The sequence below is a fragment of the Vibrio japonicus genome (genome assembly GCF_024582835.1).
GTDB lineage: Bacteria > Pseudomonadota > Gammaproteobacteria > Enterobacterales > Vibrionaceae > Vibrio > Vibrio japonicus.
Window position 1 is genome coordinate 1539250 of the sequence record NZ_CP102096.1, and the last position, 18126, is coordinate 1557375.

19 protein-coding genes, 1 pseudogene and 2 riboswitches are annotated in these 18126 nt (G+C 43.9%); of the genes and pseudogenes, 9 read left to right on the forward strand and 11 right to left on the reverse strand.

Features of this window, described 5'->3' with window-relative positions; all coding sequences use genetic code 11:
- Nucleotides 1-43 precede the first annotated feature (43 nt).
- The 5 genes from NP165_RS07290 (at nt 44) to NP165_RS07310 (ending at nt 3867) form a co-directional block, all read left to right on the forward strand.
- The gene (locus tag NP165_RS07290; protein WP_257083320.1) at nt 44-724 is read left to right on the forward strand and encodes a DUF3334 family protein; all 681 of its coding nucleotides are present in this window, start codon (nt 44-46) and stop codon (nt 722-724) included.
- Between the two features lie 161 nt (nt 725-885).
- Nucleotides 886-1569 carry a DUF2786 domain-containing protein gene (locus NP165_RS07295; protein WP_257083321.1) on the forward strand — a complete coding sequence of 228 codons (684 nt, stop codon included), beginning with the start codon at nt 886-888 and terminating at the stop codon, nt 1567-1569.
- 138 nt (nt 1570-1707) lie between these two features.
- Nucleotides 1708-2376, forward strand: a complete 669-nt coding sequence (locus tag NP165_RS07300; RefSeq protein ID WP_257083322.1) for a YiaD family glycine zipper/OmpA-like lipoprotein — start codon at nt 1708-1710, stop codon at nt 2374-2376.
- 114 nt (nt 2377-2490) lie between these two features.
- Nucleotides 2491-3513, forward strand: coding sequence for a hypothetical protein (locus tag NP165_RS07305; protein WP_257083323.1), 1023 nt, complete (start codon nt 2491-2493; stop codon nt 3511-3513).
- Nucleotides 3514-3684: 171 nt separating this feature from the next.
- On the forward strand, nt 3685-3867 hold the full coding sequence (locus NP165_RS07310) for a hypothetical protein (protein ID WP_257083324.1): 183 nt from the start codon (nt 3685-3687) through the stop codon (nt 3865-3867).
- Between the two features lie 98 nt (nt 3868-3965).
- On the opposite strand, the gene maiA is transcribed toward NP165_RS07310, so the two are convergent.
- Genes maiA through hppD form a run of 4 tightly spaced genes read right to left on the reverse strand, consistent with a single transcriptional unit; the run spans nt 3966 to nt 7851 of the window.
- A complete protein-coding gene (gene maiA / locus NP165_RS07315; protein WP_257083325.1) occupies nt 3966-4622 on the reverse strand; it encodes a maleylacetoacetate isomerase in 657 nt (218 codons plus the stop codon).
- A complete protein-coding gene (locus NP165_RS07320) occupies nt 4622-5632 on the reverse strand; it encodes a fumarylacetoacetate hydrolase family protein (RefSeq protein WP_257083326.1) in 1011 nt (336 codons plus the stop codon). Before NP165_RS07320 ends, maiA begins: the two co-directional genes overlap by 1 nt.
- A 25-nt stretch (nt 5633-5657) precedes the next feature.
- A complete protein-coding gene (locus NP165_RS07325) occupies nt 5658-6785 on the reverse strand; it encodes a homogentisate 1,2-dioxygenase (RefSeq protein ID WP_257083327.1) in 1128 nt (375 codons plus the stop codon).
- Nucleotides 6778-7851, reverse strand: coding sequence for a 4-hydroxyphenylpyruvate dioxygenase (gene hppD / locus NP165_RS07330; protein ID WP_257083328.1), 1074 nt, complete (start codon nt 7849-7851; stop codon nt 6778-6780). Before hppD ends, NP165_RS07325 begins: the two co-directional genes overlap by 8 nt.
- 661 nt (nt 7852-8512) lie before the next feature.
- Between hppD and NP165_RS07335 the strand changes: the two genes are divergently transcribed.
- Together NP165_RS07335 and NP165_RS07340 are read left to right on the forward strand one after the other, a co-directional pair.
- A complete protein-coding gene (locus tag NP165_RS07335) occupies nt 8513-8911 on the forward strand; it encodes a LysE family translocator (RefSeq protein WP_257083329.1) in 399 nt (132 codons plus the stop codon).
- A gap of 359 nt (nt 8912-9270) precedes the next feature.
- A complete protein-coding gene (locus NP165_RS07340) occupies nt 9271-10044 on the forward strand; it encodes a tetratricopeptide repeat protein (RefSeq protein WP_257083330.1) in 774 nt (257 codons plus the stop codon).
- Nucleotides 10045-10617: 573 nt separating this feature from the next.
- Here the strand turns inward: NP165_RS07340 and NP165_RS07345 are convergent.
- The 7 genes and pseudogenes from NP165_RS07345 to NP165_RS07365 form a co-directional block, all read right to left on the reverse strand.
- Nucleotides 10618-11496, reverse strand: coding sequence for a phage exclusion protein Lit family protein (locus tag NP165_RS07345; RefSeq protein ID WP_257083331.1), 879 nt, complete (start codon nt 11494-11496; stop codon nt 10618-10620).
- Nucleotides 11496-12185 (reverse strand): hypothetical protein, encoded by a 690-nt coding sequence (locus NP165_RS07350; protein WP_257083332.1) that lies wholly within the window; start codon nt 12183-12185, stop codon nt 11496-11498. The genes NP165_RS07345 and NP165_RS07350 overlap by 1 nt, the downstream gene beginning before the upstream one ends.
- A gap of 366 nt (nt 12186-12551) precedes the next feature.
- Nucleotides 12552-12962 (reverse strand): group II intron maturase-specific domain-containing protein, encoded by a 411-nt coding sequence (locus NP165_RS20080; RefSeq protein ID WP_371133710.1) that lies wholly within the window; start codon nt 12960-12962, stop codon nt 12552-12554.
- Between the two features lie 156 nt (nt 12963-13118).
- Nucleotides 13119-13925: pseudogene (locus NP165_RS20085) on the reverse strand (reverse transcriptase domain-containing protein); the annotation flags it as partial.
- A complete protein-coding gene (locus NP165_RS20090; RefSeq protein ID WP_371133665.1) occupies nt 13862-14020 on the reverse strand; it encodes a reverse transcriptase N-terminal domain-containing protein in 159 nt (52 codons plus the stop codon). The pseudogene NP165_RS20085 and the gene NP165_RS20090, both read right to left, overlap by 64 nt.
- A gap of 672 nt (nt 14021-14692) precedes the next feature.
- Nucleotides 14693-15430: a chromosome partitioning protein ParA gene (locus tag NP165_RS07360; RefSeq protein WP_257083333.1), complete on the reverse strand. Its 738-nt coding sequence runs from the start codon at nt 15428-15430 to the stop codon at nt 14693-14695.
- A gap of 17 nt (nt 15431-15447) precedes the next feature.
- Entirely contained in the window at nt 15448-15606 is a 159-nt protein-coding gene (locus NP165_RS07365) for a hypothetical protein (RefSeq protein ID WP_257083334.1), read from the reverse strand.
- A gap of 251 nt (nt 15607-15857) precedes the next feature.
- On the opposite strand from NP165_RS07365, the gene NP165_RS07370 reads away from it, so the two are divergent.
- Together NP165_RS07370 and NP165_RS07375 are read left to right on the forward strand one after the other, a co-directional pair.
- Nucleotides 15858-16196 (forward strand): YggL 50S ribosome-binding family protein, encoded by a 339-nt coding sequence (locus tag NP165_RS07370; RefSeq protein ID WP_257083335.1) that lies wholly within the window; start codon nt 15858-15860, stop codon nt 16194-16196.
- A gap of 198 nt (nt 16197-16394) precedes the next feature.
- Nucleotides 16395-16508, forward strand: a riboswitch (glycine riboswitch).
- Nucleotides 16509-16510: 2 nt separating this feature from the next.
- Nucleotides 16511-16598, forward strand: a riboswitch (glycine riboswitch).
- 110 nt (nt 16599-16708) lie between these two features.
- Complete coding sequence (locus NP165_RS07375; protein ID WP_257083336.1) at nt 16709-18079, forward strand: alanine/glycine:cation symporter family protein; 1371 nt, start codon at nt 16709-16711, stop codon at nt 18077-18079.
- Nucleotides 18080-18126: the final 47 nt, after the last annotated feature.

An 18126-nucleotide genomic window follows, 5' to 3' on the forward strand; every position in this document is an offset into this window, starting at 1 on the left:
AATCATGGACTTGATTTAAAGTGCCTTTACGAGCAAATCACCGATGAAAAAAACAAAAATTATTACAACAGAAGATATATTGCTAACACTTTGCCAATCTGTTTCAGGCGTTTTAACCTCTGCTACTGGCTCTCAAGTCAACTACTCTCCAATGGTTCAGAAAATCACCAAAACTAGCCTCAAGCCTGATTTCGGCTGCTTTGTGTTGTTCGATGGTGGATTCTCTGGCCTAGTCGTGATCAATTTTACGGCGAAAGCGGCATTAGAACTTTACTCCAACTACATGCGTAACATGGGAATACCTGAAGAAGAGCTCGCAATCCTTCATACATCTGATGAGGTGGGCGACGTTTTGGGTGAGTTGATGAACCAACTGGTTGGAGACTTTACCAATCAAGTGCGCAAAACACTGCACACTCACATTACCCAGAACCAACCGAAGATGCTGGCTCTAAACAAACAAGTGATTCTATCGGTTGATACGAACTTAGATCGTCCTCAAGCTCGCCGTGTCACCTTCTCCACGGCAAACGGCAACATTTTTTACTTAGAGCTTGCGATGGATAAAACAGAATTTATCCAACTCGAAGAATTTGAAACCCCAGAAGATGAATGCCCTGATTCGATCTTGGAACAAGCACGCCAACAGATGCAGACTAAAACAACACCAGCCGCCAATTCAGATATTGACCCAAATACGCTTTTGGATGAACTCGGCATTTAACAACACCCGCTCGCGCTGCACCTCACATGCAGCGCTTTTTCTAACCGAAATTTGCCGATTAAATCAAATTTGGCTAACGCTTTTTCCACTCTTGTTTCCGTTTTTGTCCAGAACACGTTAAAATGGCCGACTTTCCAAAATAAGTTACTGTTGTTGTGTCGATGGATAAACAAAAAGCCCTTAAAAAAATTGCGAAATGCCTAGAGCTTGGTAATTCAGCTAACGTTAATGAAGCTGCCAACGCGATTAAAATGGCGCACCGTTTGATGATGAAATATGGTCTAGATAAAGATGATATTGAATTTATCAAGATGGGAAAAACTCAATCGACACACCTACTCCCTGCAAATGTTGGCTCACATTTACTTCGCATTATTCGTGGGATCAATACCAAATTTGGTGTCGAAGCCGTTCTCCTTAACCACAAAGGACTGAAACGCGTTGAGTTTATTGGTGAAGCAGACCGCGCCATTTTTGCCGCGTTTGCCTTCGACATCATCTACCGCGAAATGAATGAACAGACTGGTAAGTTTCGTAACAGCTTTGCTGGGTCAGGAACCCCGTCTGGTGAAGTCACTCGCCGCGTGAACTCTTTTCTCTCTGGCTGGGTAGAAGGCGCACTAGAAAAGTTGCCAATTATCAGCCCAGATGAAGAATCTGCTAAAAAAATTGACGATTACATCGACAAAGAATTTAAAAATATCGATAGAGAAACGTTTAAACAACAACTTAGAGAAGCGATGAAAAACCTGACTGCTGATTACGAAGTCGGGTTGAAAAAAGGCAGAACGGTTTCGGTCAATCGTCCGATTGATGGTGCTCAAGCGCCTAAGATGTTGCGCTAATATTCGTTAAGGTTTCGTTAAGGTTCAGTCAATTAGAATAGTTTCTGTTGACTTGTCTCGCTTTTTCGGGATGATTCCTTTCCCAGAACTTCTAACAAACGATTCTGAAAACAATTCAGAAAATACGGAGATGTACTTGTGAAAAAAATAACGCTTGCCCTAGCAGTGGCTATCGCGCTTACTGGTTGTCAGGCTACTCAACGTCAGAACGCTACAACAGGTGAAATGGAAACTAACTCTGCAACAACAGGTGCGCTTATTGGTGCTATTGCTGGTGCAGCAGCTGGTCTAGCAACTGGTGATGACGCGAAAGAACGTCGTCAGCGCGCGCTAATCGGCGCAGCAGGCGGTGCAGCAGTGGGTGGCGGCGTAGGCTACTACTTTGACCAACAAGAAGCAGCGCTACGTAAAGAGCTTCTAAACTCTGGTGTACAGGTTGAGCGTGTAGGTGAAAACCAGCTTCTTCTACGTTTGGAAAACGGCATTGGCTTTACATCTAGCTCATACCAACTAGACGCAAGCATCCACAACACGCTTCGCGGTGTTGCTCGTATTCTTGTTGAGTACCCAGACACGAGCCTTGTGATTGATGGTCACACGGACAGTACTGGCGGCGACAATCTAAACCAAGTACTTTCTGAGCGTCGTGCTGAATCAGTGCGTTCTTACCTGATTTCTCAAGGTGTCGCTTCAGGCCGTGCAATTGCACGCGGTAACGGTGAACGTTACCCACTATGTACAAATGACACAACCGCTGGTCGCGCATGTAACCGTCGCGTTGAAATTCAGATCCTACCTCTTAAATAACCTTTTCGAGCGGAACAATTGTGATGTAAATGGCTTCTTCGGAAGCCATTTTTTATTTGCGGAAGAATTGCATTACACTACACGTTCCTAGATACACACCTCTAAGGGTTTGGCTTGAAACTGTTCGCATTTGTCTTTCTTCTCATTTCTCCCCTATACTTCGCTGGCTCTGTTGAAGACTTAACCGCCAAAGCGCAATCCCAAGACACCCTAGCCCAATATCAGCTAGGTCAACGTTATCTTCATGGTGAAGGGGTTGACGTATCAGTTAATGAGGCAATCTATTGGCTGGAACAAGCCGCAATTTCCGGTAATCCAGAAGCGGCATTTTCTCTTGCTAACATCTATCTAGAACATCCTGCTAACAGTGAACAAACTGACCGCGCACTTTACTGGCTCACCACACTTTCCGTTTCGGGCGATACTGAGGCACAGGTCAAAATCGGCCATGTTTATGAAAGACTAAACCGACTCGATTTAGCCAAAATTTGGTATCAAGTAGCCGCGAAAAAGAGTGAGAAGGCTCAAAATGGGTATGAGCGCATTTTACAGAAACAATTTAATGCCCAGCGCGCTAAGCAAATCTCATCCATTGATCACTTAGAAGAGACGGTGGAACACTCCAGCCCAGAAACAAAACGCCTACCTGAAACAGCATCAAAGCTCGGTGACAATAATGATGATGAGTTTCTTTATGTCTCCCTTCTGCTGACATGTTTGCTTGTTTCCGGATCTGTCTGGCACAAAAAGAAAATCAAGAAGTTAAACCAGCAATCAAACGCTTTGGACTCTCACGCGCATAAGGAGAGTCTGTCTCTGAAACATCAAGTGCAAGACCAAGAAAAAACGATCCAGCAGCAGAAGCGCCAACTCGAAACGTTGTATCGCCAATTCAAAAAATTGCAAGCCAGTAAAGGGGCGCCCTCCAGACCGCAATCCTCTCCACAAGAACACAATATTGCGCTGGCCTGTGCCTTATTTGGATTTGATCCATCAAACGTGCCCGACAGTAAGGAGATCAAAGTAAGGTACAAGCAATTGTGCAAGATCTACCACCCTGATCGACAAGGAACGCAAGAGGAAATGAAGCGTTTAAACACTGCACTGAAAGTCATACTTAGCAATGTTAATAAATAGTTACAAACGATATCGCTTTTGGCTGAATTTTTTCGACACACTCGGAAAATTCTAAGCTGCGCAATCGATCCCTCTCCCATAAACAATAACAAATAGTTAACCTGAATAGGTTCTCCATGTCATAATTTTCCTCGAAATTATCACCTAAGTGTTTAAGGTGGGGAGAAAAGCATGTTTACTATCGAAGGTATCTGTGACTGGTGTAAAAAGCCAAGCTTGTTAACAAAACACGAATACATTGACGGAAAATGTCACCACTCATGTGCAGAGTGCAATGACTTAGCCGCATTGGATGTGCGTCAATTCAATGTCGCTGAACGCCAACAGCGTGAGCGACAGCAAGTACTGCGTTAAATCACACATAGTCTCCAGAATGAAGTGGGCCACCAAGAGGTGGCCTTTTGATTTTCTAGCCTAAAATTTCTTACGAGCACCCAAAATAACTGGGGAGATTATTTTGGTAAAACGGCATCAGGTTGTGCTTCTGGCGCTGCTTGAGAAAATGCCGCAATCTCTCTAAGTGACGCGGTCACTTTTCTGATAACAGGAAAAGGAGACAAATCCACATTAAAGCGTTCTGCGTTGTAAACCTGCGGGACGAGGCAGACATCAACCAAGGTAATGTTATCCCCTACGCAGTACTTCCCACTTGTCCGTTCAAGCTTTTTCTCTAAGCTTTGAAAGCCCACTTCAATCCAATGTTGATACCACTGGTTTTTCATTTCGTCAGAAAAGCTTCCATGACTCGACAGAAACTGCAGAACGCGCAAATTATTGAGAGGGTGAATATCAACCGCAATATCCTGTGCCAAGGCTTTCACCAAATAGCGTGTTTCACGCTCCTTTGGAACCATCAGCACGTCAGGGTACTGCTCATCCAGATAATCGATAATCGCAAGCGACTGATTAAGACGAATATCCCCATCCACCAGCACAGGCACCAGTTCACTCGGATTAAGCTGTTTAAAAGCATCAGAGTGTTGCTCGCCACCGTCTTTGATCAAATGGATTGATTTCTGTTGGTATTCTATCCCTTTCAAATTCAGCGCAATTCTCACTCGATACGCTGCAGACGAACGCCAATACCCATAGAGCGTGATATCTGACATCAGTATTTCACCACTTGCTGATCGATCGCGCCAAATATCGAATTACCTGCTTCATCCTGCATATCGATTTTAATTCTGTCGCCAAACTTCATGAAGCTTGTTGAAGGTTTGCCATCGCGAATCGTCTCTATCATTCGCACTTCAGCAATACATGAGTAGCCTACCCCACCTTCAGAAATGGCAGTACCAAAGTCTGTACCCTGTTTATTGGAAACCGTACCTGAACCGATAATTGCTCCTGCCGATAACGGACGTGTCTTCGCTGCATGCGCCACCAGCTCAGGAAACTCAAACGTCATATCAACACCCGCATTTGGGCAGCCAAATGGCGCGCCGTTGTAATAAGAGAGCAAAGGTAAATTCACCTTACTGCCATCCCACGCATCGCCCAATTCATCTGGCGTAACCGCAACGGGAGAGAACACCGATGACGGTTTCGATTGGAAAAAGCCAAAGCCTTTCGCCAGTTCATTAGGGATTAATCCGCGCAGCGACACATCGTTAACCAACATGATCAGTTTGATCTTTGACGCCGCCTCTTGAGGTGACGCGCCCATAGGAACATCGTCCGTTATGACGGCAACTTCACCTTCAAAATCGATGCCCCAATCTTCGCTGCCGACCGGGATGTCGTCACATGGGCCAATAAATGCGTCTGAACCGCCTTGGTACATGAGCGGATCTGTCCAAAAACTTGGCGGCATTTCGGCTCCACGCGCTTTACGAACCAACTCTACGTGGTTAACGTATGCGCTGCCATCCGCCCATTGATAAGCACGTGGTAATGGCGACTCACAAAGCGCTTGGTCAAAGTCCATTTCATTAACCAACTCACCTTCATTTAACGCGACATACACTTCGTTAAGCTGAGGCTCTACGCGTTGCCAGTGATCGAGCGCTTGTTGCAAGTTTTCCGCGATTTCTGGTACCGCAACACATTTGGTCAACGCTTTATTCACCACCACTAGGAGTCCATCGCGGGTACTGTTTTTCAGGGTCGCTAACTTCATTTTTTAATTCCCTTAATACTAAGCTCTACACTTTCCAACTGTAGACATATTCTTTATTTTCTACACTTTTCGCCTCGTCACTGAACGTCAAAGCATGGCGAGTATCGATCATGACTGCCACTTCGTCCGTGAACTTCTTCTTGTATTCTTGACCCGCTTTAAAGGCTTTCGGGTGTGGTCCATGAGTAAAACCGGCTGGATGGAAAGTCACCATCCCTGCTTCGATATTATCTCGGCTGAAAAAGTCACCTGCGTGATAAAACAGCACTTCATCGTAATCATCATTATTGTGATAGAAAGGTACTTTGAGTGCGCCCGGATCGCTCTCAATCGGGCGAGGTACAAACGTACAAATGACGAACCCTGATCCAACAAATGTCGTATGCGCTGATGGTGGTAAATGGTAGCGGTGCGACATGAGTGGCCTGATATCTCGCCAATTCACTTTCACTACCGCTAAATCACCGTGCCAGCCAATGGCGTCTAACGGGTTAAATGGGTAAGTAATTGTGCTGACTTTTTCATGGCGCTTCACCTGAACCTGAGTTTGCTGCTCAGAATACTGCGCTTGGAATTGTTCGTTGATTGATGGCACTTCCAACACTGCTGGATCAAACACTGCGTGGTTACCCACCATCCCTTTATCAGGCAAAGTGTAGGCAGCATCGGTGTTTTCAACCATTAGAATGAACATCGGCTCAGACGGTTCTAATCGCCAGTTAGTCGAACGAGGGATGACCACGTAGTCGCCTTCCGTCACTTCAATATGGCCATAATCGCAGTAGAGATCCGCTTTACCTTGGTGGATGAACAGCAGCTCGTCGCCGTCTGCATTGCGCACCAAGAAATCCATCTTCTCATCCATCTTCCAAACACGGATTTTGCAATCCGCATTGTGGAGCAAATGAGGCACACTCCATGGAGAAATTTGGCTCGCTTTCTCAACGAAATTGAAATTGAACGCGCGAGGACGCAACTCCCCTTCCCACTCTGTCCAACCAGTCGGAGCATGTTGGTGGTGGAAGTGAGCCGCTGGGCCGAAGAATCCACTTCGACCGGCTTCTCTTTCGTAAATTGCCTCTTCCGGGAAGTCTGCATGTGCCTGTTTAGAGCACACTCCCTCCCGATGAGGGAATGTGATCCATTTATGCATCGCTCAGTACTCCTCGGCGAATTTGATCTTCTTCGATAGATTCAAACAGCGCTTTGAAGTTACCTTCTCCAAACCCTTCATTCCCTTTACGCTGGATAATCTCAAAGAAAACCGGCCCAATCACTGTTTGCGTAAAGATTTGTAGCAAGATGCCATCTTTCATTGGTGCGCCATCAATAAGAATTTGTAGCTCGCGCAGCTTGTCGATATCTTCTTCGTGGCCTTCGACACGCTCATTCACTTTCTCGTAATACGTGTCCGGTGTTGGCATGAAGTTCATACCGCGGTCGCGTAGTGTCTGTACAGTTTGGTAGATATCATCGGTACTAAGCGCGATATGCTGAATGCCTTCGCCGTTGTATTCGCGGATAAACTCTTCGATCTGAGACTTGTCGTCTGACGATTCGTTAATCGGGATACGGATTTTGCCGCACGGTGCAGTCATAGCACGGCTCACAAGACCAGTCAGTTTGCCTTCAATATCAAAGTAACGAATCTCACGGAAGTTACCGATACGCTCGTAGAACCCAGCCCAAGTATCCATGTTGCCTTGCTTAACGTTGTGTGTGAGGTGATCGATCTCATACATTCCAACGTCCATTTTTTTCAATCGTTCTTCGGCATCTGGGTAGAATTTGAAATCAACATCGTAGATGCTCTGTTTGCCGTAACGGTCAACGAAGTAAAGCAGACTCTGACCAATGCCATATATGGCTGGGATGCTAAGCTCCATTGGGCCTATTTCTGTTTTGTACTCTTCTCCGCCATTGTTAAGCGCATGCTCAAGTGCTGCCGAAGCATCATGAACGCGGAAAGCCATACCACAAACCGATGGGCCATGGATTTTAGCAAACTCTTCAGCCTGGCTATGAGGCTGAGCATTGACGATAAAGCTGATGTCGCCTTGACGATATAACCAAGCTTCTTTTGAGCGATGCTTAGCAATTTCGGCAAAGCCTAGTGAATTAAACAGGTCTTTAAGTGCCTGTATCCCTTTCTCGTCCGCAGCCGTGTATTCCACAAACTCAAAACCATCAGTGCCTAGTGGGTTAAACGCCTCGTTCATTTTTGATCCCTCTTGTCATGTTTCAGCGTGTCTATACTTCTAAGTTTGCTGAATTGCGTCGTAAAGGGAACCTTTTGACCACAAGTCGTGTGTTTACATACAGTTAACCAATAGGTGTAAACGGCCACTTTACACACAGACAAAGACTAGAAAAAACAATTAGATAACAACAAACGAAAGTAACACTTTGTTTACATTTGCATGTCAAATGGCTAACTTTTCGTACGGCTAATGAGGTGTATTTTCCACTCGATAGAGACACTTAAAGGTCTCCCTACCAACGCAAGTTTAGCTCCAAAACAAGGCATTAGTGCAATTCACGTCGCTGCTGACGCACTCGCGTAAATGAAACTTCCGCCTACTGACGAAGAAACCACCGCAAATATCGTCAACATACAAAGTGACCGAGTTTGTTAAGCGCTAATTAACGCACTAAGAAACACATCCAATAACAACAGCCGCACGATTCTCCGGCTCTTTTGTTACTCGGATAGCTTAAAGAAACAATGACTAGCTTTAGCCCGGCTGGCAAACCGACAACCTTTTAACAAGCCACTGAAGAAATTCAGACTCATCGGCTAAAAGAGGCTCACTACTACTAAGCAACACATAGTTATGCCCTGATGGTACAAAACCAAAAGGCGCTACTAACCGCCCTTCTTTGTTTAATGTTGTTAAATATGCGGGTGCGGGATACTTAATTTACTTAGGTATTTCGGGATTACGTAGCACGAAGTTTCGTTTAAAGGCACAAGACTCATCACCGAAAACCCAGCAAAGAACCTTCTTGATTCAAGGATTTCTATGCAACCTGCTTAATCCCAAAACCATGTTGTTCTTTCTAAGTATCTTTAGTCAGCTCATTGAGTCGGATAACAACACATTCGCGATTGGCTATGGCGTTTACATCGCCGCTCTGCATTGCTTGTGGTTCGCTCTACTATCGTATTTGCTGACATCTACGAAAGCTCGCCACTTTCTTGAGCGTTTTGGTCAACGAATAAATCAGCTTTGTGGCGTTGGATTGGTCGGCTTTGGTGCTTCTCTACTAACTGCGTAGAGTCAGAATATAAGAGAGTTAGGTTCGGTGGCAAACAAGCTACTGAACCTAAATTGAAAGGAATTAAATGTATCGACTCATACTCGACCTGACAGTTTTAATTAGACAATGTGACTTAATCGCACACCTACATTCGACATCCACACTGACTCACTTTTGGACAGAACCGACTTGAGGAGTTTAGGCATCTTCCAGCGAACGGATAACTTTTTGGATTCCAAAAAGCAAAAACGGCACCACCTTGGAAGGTATCATTTGTTAAAAATTTTGGACAAAATTGAGTTTAAGTGTCTAATCTATATGAGGAAACAAAATAAATTTCTATCAGTTCGATACTGATACACATCAGGGGCATCAATATGTTGGCGCGTATTTTAATTACTTGGTTAATTTTTACTTACCCACTTTTTTCACAAGCGGAAGATTCTTACAAAGAGATGAGTATTCAAAAATTAAATGTCATGGCAGAACAAGGAGATAAATTAGCTCAGTATTATGCTGGCTATTATTATTATGACAATTATGAGTATAAAAAGGCTGCTAACTATTTTCTTAAAGCAGGTGAACAAGGGCACGCTCATTCATACTATGTTTTAGGAGTTATGCTCTTAACCACATCAGACAATGATGAGTTAGCAATAGAATACTATACAAAAGCTGCCGAATTAGACCATGATTATGCGACTGTATATTTAGCTAATTTTTATTACGTTGGCGATTATGTAAAACAAGATAAAAGAAAGGCGTTCTATTGGTATAAAAAACTAGCCGATAGAAAACATGTAGTAACAGCTTGGGCATATCTTGCCCAGATGTACTACGATGGTGAAGGGACTATACAAGATTATAAAAAAGCGGCGAACTATGCTCATAGAGCTGCAATTTGGAAAAATGAGCGTGCACAGAAGATCTTGGGGGATCTCTATTGGTATGGCTATGGCTCTTTAAATCAAGACCGTGTCTACTCTTACATGTGGTATTTATTATCCAAATATAATGGTAATAAAACAATAACCCTACCAAAGTTGTCGGCTGAGCAAGTTGAAAAGGCACAGGATTTTGCTGAAGAGTGTATATCCAGCAACTATAAGAATTGCGGTGAAAACATAACTACGGATGTTCTACCTATGTAAGGGAGTGCATGTGGTGGTTCAATACCATTGGACACTGAATCAGGTGAGTGGACTAATCGGGTGTTACAAAATTTGGGGTAAATCTGAAGCGGCTAAACATGCATGGCTATACTTCGTGAAGGCTTGAGCCTAGTGCGGTGAAAGTTGTACGCTGGGTTCTTAGAGGGACGACACTTGGTAACAGGTGTCGTCTACTCGACATAACCGAGCTAGAGCAATCTGTCAGATCTGGTTATGCCGTAATTTGAGAACTGACAGATTGAGTCCGTCAGTCTCCCTCGGTAATCAAACTAATCCAATTAAAGCTAGCGGCTTTTTAACATCTGAGTCCCACTGAACAACGTCACCAGCGCAAGCAACATGCTCAATAAAAAAATTATCGATTATCATCGCTATTTCAATTTTGCCCTTGATAGCCTTTGGGATTTTGATTGGAAATTATGAAGAAAGTACTTATGCTACAAACCTCTTATTCTACATTAGCGTTAGCTTGGAATGTCTATCAATCTTGGGCAAAAACAAAAACTTCAGAAAAATTCCATGATTCAATATTCACACTTACAATAAACCTAACTAATTAGCGGTTTCATAGATAATATCTTCAAGTCTACCCCTGATATCACTCATGTTAAATGCTACATCTTCGTCTTCAATGTTGGGGATGACTTCATCTAACACCAGCAGCATTCTCTTTATCCCAAGCGGGTGAGTCATAGACTCTTCATCCTCAAGTGACTGACCGTTGGTTAGACTCAGGTGTAACATTAAAGGCAATGCAAGCCCAGGGTCATCATAGAATAAGGGCAAACGCTCAAGTGCCCATTTATCTGCCTGAGCTTCTTGTACCCTAGATTGCTGTGTACTGACATTTCCTGAATGTTGGTACTTTATATGGGCTAGTTCATGCAGGAAGAGCATCATCAAAGAAGCTTCAACGAATTCTCTATATAGCAAGCCATGTTCTCTAGGCATTTGCATTAGAAATCTACCGGCATCACGACACCCAGGAAAATTTCCAAAGAAGCCAGGTGGCGTTTGAGCATTATTTACCTTTAAGCCCCGCACTGATCGGCCTGTGTTTTTAAAATACTCCTTATACATATATGAGAGATATGCTCGAGCACAATCAGGGTACTCTTGAGATAAAACAGCTATTTGGGATAGAAGATCAATGGTTAAAACAATGCCATTGTAGAGTGTGATCTGCTTTCGCCCTAAAGCGTTAGTTCCTGCACTTGCGTTTACTAAATTCCTTCTATCCACCTTGATTTTCAGGCCGTCTACCAGATGGCGTTCACTTTTTGGCAAACGTTCTTTAGCAAAATATTTTAGATTTGGAGCAATAGCTTTTATCCGCGCATATACAATTTGATCATAAGTCTGCGAATTCGCTTGACTGCAACAGGCGAGTATCACAGTAGATAACAAGAATTTACTTAAAATCCATTTCATCAGTCATCTCCATTTAGTAGCGTTTTAACTTGCTCAATGATTTCCAGACGCTCTTTACTCAGTCTGTTTTCATAATTTGGATCACTGCTTATTTTTTGCTGCCAATTCAAAAATTCTTCATATGAGCCTTGCCCAATTAAGTCATCGATCAACACCGACTTTATGTTTCTAGTCGCTTCTAGGGATAGTCTCAGTCTTTCCCTAGCTTCATCTGTAGTTAACTCAAGATCAGAGGTGACGTATGTATCAATAAAATCTAAAGATCTTACATTTAGTATCTTAGTCAATTTGTCCGCATCTAAGAGCGGGGTTGCACCGCCTAAAACCAAGCCTCCCCCCTTATCATTCCTAGATGTTTCATTCAGTGAGACTTTTATTTCTGAAGACATGACATATGTGAGTAAAACTGTCCCAAATAGAGCAAAAAACACCCCTGGACCGACCTTATTTAATTGAAGTTTGATGTTATTTGGAAGTTCAGCATCTAAACTTCCTAGATCTTGAATAGTTGTGAATAATCGGTAACCAAGATACAAAAGCAGGACACCCGAAGCGGCAACAATATACCGTTCAATAAAACGCATTATGACTATCGTGCGGTCATAATCCATCTGCTCTTGTGCATAAGCTGGGAGACAAAACAAAAACATGAAAACTACAATTAGCTGAAACCGAAAGGTAAGGATCATCTAAATTGCTCTCCTTTATATTTTGCTCTAACAAATCGTCTTCAGACGGAATTAAAAGCTAATATTTAGCCTCGCTTATGACCAAACCGTCCAAAAGGCTGGCGTTAACAAACTTACAGTCTTTTCAGATGCAAGTGCAACTATTTACCTATGCCACTCAATGTATCCGCACTCACAAGGCTTGGTCCCAATCACTGTTCCAGTAAACATCCATAACTTTAAGATAAAGTATAGTAATGATTCTAACCAACAAAGGTCGGATAGGCGACACCCGTTACCGAGTGCCGCCCTCCTAAGAACCGTACGTGCAACTTTCACTGCATACGGCTCAAGCCTCCTCTAAGGCGTATTACGTTACCCAGCAGCCTAGATAGCAGTTAAAGCAGGATCAAACCATGAGTGACGGCTTTCCTTTTTCGGTTTCCTCTTAGCCAAGTAATCTTGGTATTGAGGATCGAACGGTGTCGCTGCACTTCGGATCTTCACATGCCTTTTGATCGGCGTTTTTGCTATTTGAATAAGGTTGTAGTGACAGTCCATATTGGCGATTTTCTGCCAACCATGAAATTGCCAGCCACCACTTCTATTCATGTAGTATTTGCGCCTCACCCTGTCTTTTGGTTTAGTGGGATGACGTCTAACCGCCCATCGCCACAGGAGCCAGAAGATTTGATGACCGAGATAGCCGAAAGTTCGTTTTGCAACGCAGTGACGATAATAATTCGCCCAACCTTTCAGTTTGGGATTCAATAATCTGATAAGATCATTGACTGGCATTGTTGCGTGCTTCTTGATGAGTTCACGCAAGTTTCTCAGGAAAGAGAGAACGTTAGTTTTACTCGGTTTGATGACTAGTTTGCCCTTGTACTTCCTAAGGTTAAAACCAAGAAAGTCAAAGCCATCATCTATATGAGTAAGGTGCGTTTTCTCTTCAGATAGAGCCAACCCTCTCTCTTTTAGAAAATCAATCAGTCGAGGTTTAACTTCGTTAACAAGAACATCTTTTGATGAACCCGTTATCACAAAATCATCCGCATAACCTATAAAGTGAACTCGTTCCCCCGATTTCTTAGCCACTTCTTTTACGAGCTTTTCTAAGCCCGCAAGTGTTAGTAACATAAGCGTTGGAGAGATAATTCCGCCTTGCGGAGTTCCTTCCGACGTTCAGTAGAACAAACCTTTATCGATATAGCCAGAGCCTAGCCACTGCTTCAGCATCTTTTTGTCTATTTGAACATTATCAAGTAGCCATTCATGCCCAATCTTGTCAAAGCAAGCTTTAATGTCACCCTCTAGAATCCAACGACCTGAACGCTTAAGGCACAAGCATTTGAAGCATTGTTGAATTGCATCTGCCGTGCTGCGATTAGGTCGAAAACCATAGCTATTTGGATCTGCTACCGTTTCCGATATCGGTTCCAGTGCAAGTAAGTACAACGCCTGTTGCGCTCTATCTATCATGCATGGAATGCCTAGAGGTCTGAGTTTGCCATTCTTTTTCGGGATGTAGATACGTCTGAGGGGTTTGGCTCGATAACCTTTACGATTCAATTGATCTACTGCGGTCATTCGACGAGCATCTGTATTCCAGATGACACCATCGATTCCGGGAGTGTTACTGCCTTTGTTTTGGGACACTCGCTTCACAGCCAGTAATTTAGCTGATCTCGAGTGCGTTAAAATCCACTGCAAAGCTCTCGCTTTACTGTGCCCTCTCGGGTTGCTTTTGCAATGCGCATTTGAAGCTTTAACACGTGCGACTCGACGGCTTTCCAATCGACGGATTGCCACTGAGTGCCATTAGGAGAGGCACTAACTTCTGATGAAGCCATCATTTGCGTTTCTCCTTAAATAAAGTTCTTCAAATCATCTTGCAACGGGAGACCAGTTAGAAGTCAGCTCGCTTTCGCGCCAGATATGAACCTGTATCCACTTCATTACAAAATGGCATTCGCTTTCTCTAACCTCCTTTACCTGCATACCTATCGGTGACCTTCGCAGACCACTTTCCCGTAGGGAGATATTCAGGCTTACCCTGTTCCGTATGTCGCGCAAAATATCAGGTTAGACGCCCACTCTAGTGCGGAGAGTTCAACGATCACGAAAGGGCACTGCCCAACTCCTTTCCGACTCCCATTGCCATTTTGGCCACAGCGTATAAACCACTTCCGCTGCTCAATCATATAACGCACCTTACGTGGATTCACTTACGCTCATCATACTGACACCCTAGCACTTACCCAATTTGTGGTTAACAGGAAGAACCTCCTCTCACGATTCAGTTCCCACTCGGTCTAACAACCGAGTTTCGTTACATTGTCGGATTCGCTGCTTTATTCAGAATCCTAGGGGCATCTGGTGATACAGATGGTTCACTCTTATCGTGGTGAACAACGCTTCATACGACTTCAGGTCGCACGGGCAGAACTGATTTAGGCAACCTGTCAGATATAGTCACATCGGAGAAGCGATACTGACAGGTTGTATCCAGACTAATTCAAATAAAACTACAACCCCAATTGCTCAGACAAAGCCTTCATCTGTTCCAGATCCATTTTGTGGACTGAAATCATTTGGTTGATCTGACTCAATCGCGAATTAGCTTCATCTTGTTTGTCACACGAATCTGATGTCGCTTCCCACGAAGTGCCTTGTAAGTAGTCATCACACATCTTCTTCAGTGCGACTATCTTAGGGCGCAGCGCCTCTCGCTCTTTCTCTAAAGCTTCTAGTTCCATCTTCACTTTTAGCTCTTGTTGAAACAGCTCCCGCGATCGCTCAAACATTGTTGCCTGCATATCCGCTTGGCGATTTAACTTAACGTTTTGCTGATCGGCTTCTACGATCTTACTTTTCTGTTGGTTAACTTGCTCTTCCAAAGAAAGGTTGACCTTCTCCAACTCCGCGACTTGAGATTTCAGTGCCAACAGTTGCTTGTCATACTGAGCTTGCTGCTCCTGAATCTTCAGTTCCAACTTTTCAGACACTTCGTTATCGACATTGGCCACTCGTTCTTCAACATTGATGACCAATTGATTTTTTTCATCCTCAAGCGCCAAATACTTCTCTTCCATTTTTTGATAAGTGGTTTCCCACTTGCTAGCAGTAAACGTAGATCCGATAAGCCCACCTAAAGCTAAGCCAAGCACGCCTGCTATCGCAATATAGAGATAGGTTCTCCTGTCGCGCTCTTCTATGACTACAACATCATCATCACTTTCTTCAATATTGGTTTGCTTGTTCACTTACTGCTCCTACGTAACTAGCGTATCAACTCAGAGATCATTAATGCGGCGGTGTAAACGAAAAAGCCAGACAATAAAGTAACCACGACATACTTTTGCAATTTTTCGTTGGTTCGATAGCGTACTAGCACAAACGCCAATGCCACCAAAAACACAATCGCAATTAATCGAGTCATAGGTTCTCCTTAGCTAAACCGCCTAACATTATTTTTAAATGCTAACTGCCTAATTTATACCATCAATTTGCAGTTAATAGTCAGAGCTTAGTAGTTTTCTGTCAATTCGAGCTGAGTATTTGTACAATCACGCACAGAATTTCCGTTCCGTGAGCAATGAATGAGCAAGCTTTCACCGCGCACGGGAATACTAGTTGGTGGATACCAAGAAACAAGGTATAAAGAGCCAGTAAACTAATAGAGGCCAGATAATGAAACCATTTAAGTTGGAAAACAAAAAACGTCGTCTTCAGAAAAAACTATTCCTAGGCGAATTCGCAATGCTTGGCTTTGACATTAGCTGCGAAACCACAATCACAGATTTTGATAGCTACGATGCATTCGTTGATGACTTTATTGACTACATCGACAGTATTGGCCTATGTTTTGGCGGTGGTGGCCTTGAGCACTTTGAAGGCTTCTTGTGCGCACAAAAACGCTTCCAAGACGCAACGGAAGAGCAAAAAGCGCAGGTTGTTGCTTGGCTAGAAGCGCGTAGTGAAGTGAAATCTGTCGAAGCGAGCGAGCTGGTAGACGCTAACTACTTCTAAACGCTGCGCTGTCTCAAGACATCAACGAATATCCCCAGTTTTCAGGCTGGGGATTTTTGTATCTGAACACTTTTCGCTCACACCGTAAAACCCCCTAACAATACTGTTGAATTAGCTAAAAAACATGATAGAGTTCACAAGTCATTTTTAGCAATATTAATGACCATCTTTTACTCAACTTAATGAGTAATTGTTCCGATGAAGACTGCAGGAGAGTGGTTATTAACCAATTATTAACAATTGGACAGAATAACCCGCCGAAGAATTAACTATTTCAGGTGCTGTTTACGCAGCAAGGACTGTAGTTGGAGGAACCTCTGGAGAGAACCGTTAAATCGGTCGCCGAAGGAGCAAGCTTAGGTTTTAACAACCGAGTGAAACTCTCAGGCAAAAGGACAGAGGAGTGGAAAGTACTGACCAGCTATAAGCCTTCTGTCTTTGGCTCTTTGAGATCGAAGATCTCTACTTTTCTCTCTTCTCCTTAGTAACGTTTTATCACTAAAGGGGAAATCATGGATAACCTTCAATCTTTACTTACTACAATCGATCACTTTATCTGGGGACCGCCACTACTTATCTTGTTGGTGGGTACAGGTGTTTACTTCACTTTTAGCCTCGGCTTAATTCAGTTTCGACACCTCCCTAACGCACTAAAGATGGTATTTAGTAAAGATGACTCTGCAAAGCCGGGCGATGTTTCTAGCTTCGCGGCTTTGTGTACTGCCCTATCCGCCACCATTGGTACGGGTAACATTGTTGGAGTAGCCACCGCTATTAAACTAGGCGGCCCGGGCGCTCTGTTTTGGATGTGGCTAGCGGCTTTGTTTGGTATGGCAACCAAGTACGCCGAGTGTTTACTGGCCGTAAAATACCGCAAAGTCGACGACAAAGGTCAAATGGTCGGCGGACCAATGTACTACCTGCAGTACGGTGTTGGGTCTAAGGCACTGGCGATTATGTTTGCGGTCTTTGCTCTGGGTGTCGCTTGCTTTGGTATCGGTACCTTCCCACAAGTCAATGCGATTTTGGATGCCTCTGAAATTTCGTTCGGCGTATCACGTGAAATCTCAGCAAGTGTGTTGACCTTACTCGTTGCATTTGTGACGTTAGGGGGAATCCAGTCTATCGCAAAAGTCGCGGGTAAAGTGGTCCCAACCATGGCGCTATTTTATATATTGGCGTGCTTAAGCGTCATCATAATGAATGCCGAACAACTCCTCAGCGCGGTGGAACTGGTTCTGGTATCCGCATTTACCTCTACGGCGGCAACGGGGGGCTTCCTTGGTGCTAGCATCATGCTTGCGATTCAGTCTGGTATCGCGCGCGGCGTATTTTCCAATGAATCTGGTCTTGGTAGTGCGCCTATGGCAGCCGCCGCTGCAAAAACTGATTCGTGCGTGAAGCAAGGCCTGATTTCAATGACGGGTACTTTCTTCGACACCATCATCATTTGTACCATGACAGGTTTGGCGTTGATTTTGACTGGCGCGTGGCAAAGTGATTTAGCCGGTGCTGCGATGACGACTCATGCGTTTGCAATCGGCTTAAACGCAGACACTTTTGGCCCGCTACTGGTTTCGATTGGTTTGATGTTCTTTGCATTTACGACAATATTAGGCTGGAACTACTACGGTGAACGTTGCGTGGTATTTCTATTCGGTACAAAAGCAGTGCTACCGTATAAGTTTATCTTTGTCGCTTTGGTTGCTTCTGGCGCGTTCCTGCAACTGGATATGATTTGGATTATTGCTGATATCGTTAACGGTTTGATGGCGATTCCAAACCTCATTGGCTTAATCGCCCTACGCCAAGTTGTTCTGGAAGAAACCAAGCTGTACTTTGCCAATACGATTGGCCAAAAGTCACTAGCCAGCGCGAACTAGCAGGAAGTAATACCAAACGTATTGATTGGTAAGAAGAAAATGAAAAG

Bases quoted from the DNA above. Each gene is read 5' to 3' on its own strand.
- maiA (WP_257083325.1), bottom strand. From the start codon at position 4,622: ATGTCAGATATCACGCTCTATGGGTATTGGCGTTCGTCTGCAGCGTAT.
- NP165_RS07320 (WP_257083326.1), bottom strand. From the start codon at position 5,632: ATGAAGTTAGCGACCCTGAAAAACAGTACCCGCGATGGACTCCTAGTG.
- NP165_RS07350 (WP_257083332.1), bottom strand. From the start codon at position 12,185: ATGATCCTTACCTTTCGGTTTCAGCTAATTGTAGTTTTCATGTTTTTG.
- NP165_RS20090 (WP_371133665.1), bottom strand. From the start codon at position 14,020: ATGATGGCTTCATCAGAAGTTAGTGCCTCTCCTAATGGCACTCAGTGG.
- NP165_RS07345 (WP_257083331.1), bottom strand. From the start codon at position 11,496: ATGAAATGGATTTTAAGTAAATTCTTGTTATCTACTGTGATACTCGCC.
- NP165_RS07365 (WP_257083334.1), bottom strand. From the start codon at position 15,606: ATGACTCGATTAATTGCGATTGTGTTTTTGGTGGCATTGGCGTTTGTG.
- NP165_RS20080 (WP_371133710.1), bottom strand. From the start codon at position 12,962: ATGCCAGTCAATGATCTTATCAGATTATTGAATCCCAAACTGAAAGGT.
- NP165_RS07340 (WP_257083330.1), top strand. From the start codon at position 9,271: ATGTTGGCGCGTATTTTAATTACTTGGTTAATTTTTACTTACCCACTT.
- hppD (WP_257083328.1), bottom strand. From the start codon at position 7,851: ATGAACGAGGCGTTTAACCCACTAGGCACTGATGGTTTTGAGTTTGTG.
- NP165_RS07375 (WP_257083336.1), top strand. From the start codon at position 16,709: ATGGATAACCTTCAATCTTTACTTACTACAATCGATCACTTTATCTGG.
- NP165_RS07310 (WP_257083324.1), top strand. From the start codon at position 3,685: ATGTTTACTATCGAAGGTATCTGTGACTGGTGTAAAAAGCCAAGCTTG.
- NP165_RS07325 (WP_257083327.1), bottom strand. From the start codon at position 6,785: ATGCATAAATGGATCACATTCCCTCATCGGGAGGGAGTGTGCTCTAAA.
- NP165_RS07295 (WP_257083321.1), top strand. From the start codon at position 886: ATGGATAAACAAAAAGCCCTTAAAAAAATTGCGAAATGCCTAGAGCTT.
- NP165_RS07290 (WP_257083320.1), top strand. From the start codon at position 44: ATGAAAAAAACAAAAATTATTACAACAGAAGATATATTGCTAACACTT.
- NP165_RS07370 (WP_257083335.1), top strand. From the start codon at position 15,858: ATGAAACCATTTAAGTTGGAAAACAAAAAACGTCGTCTTCAGAAAAAA.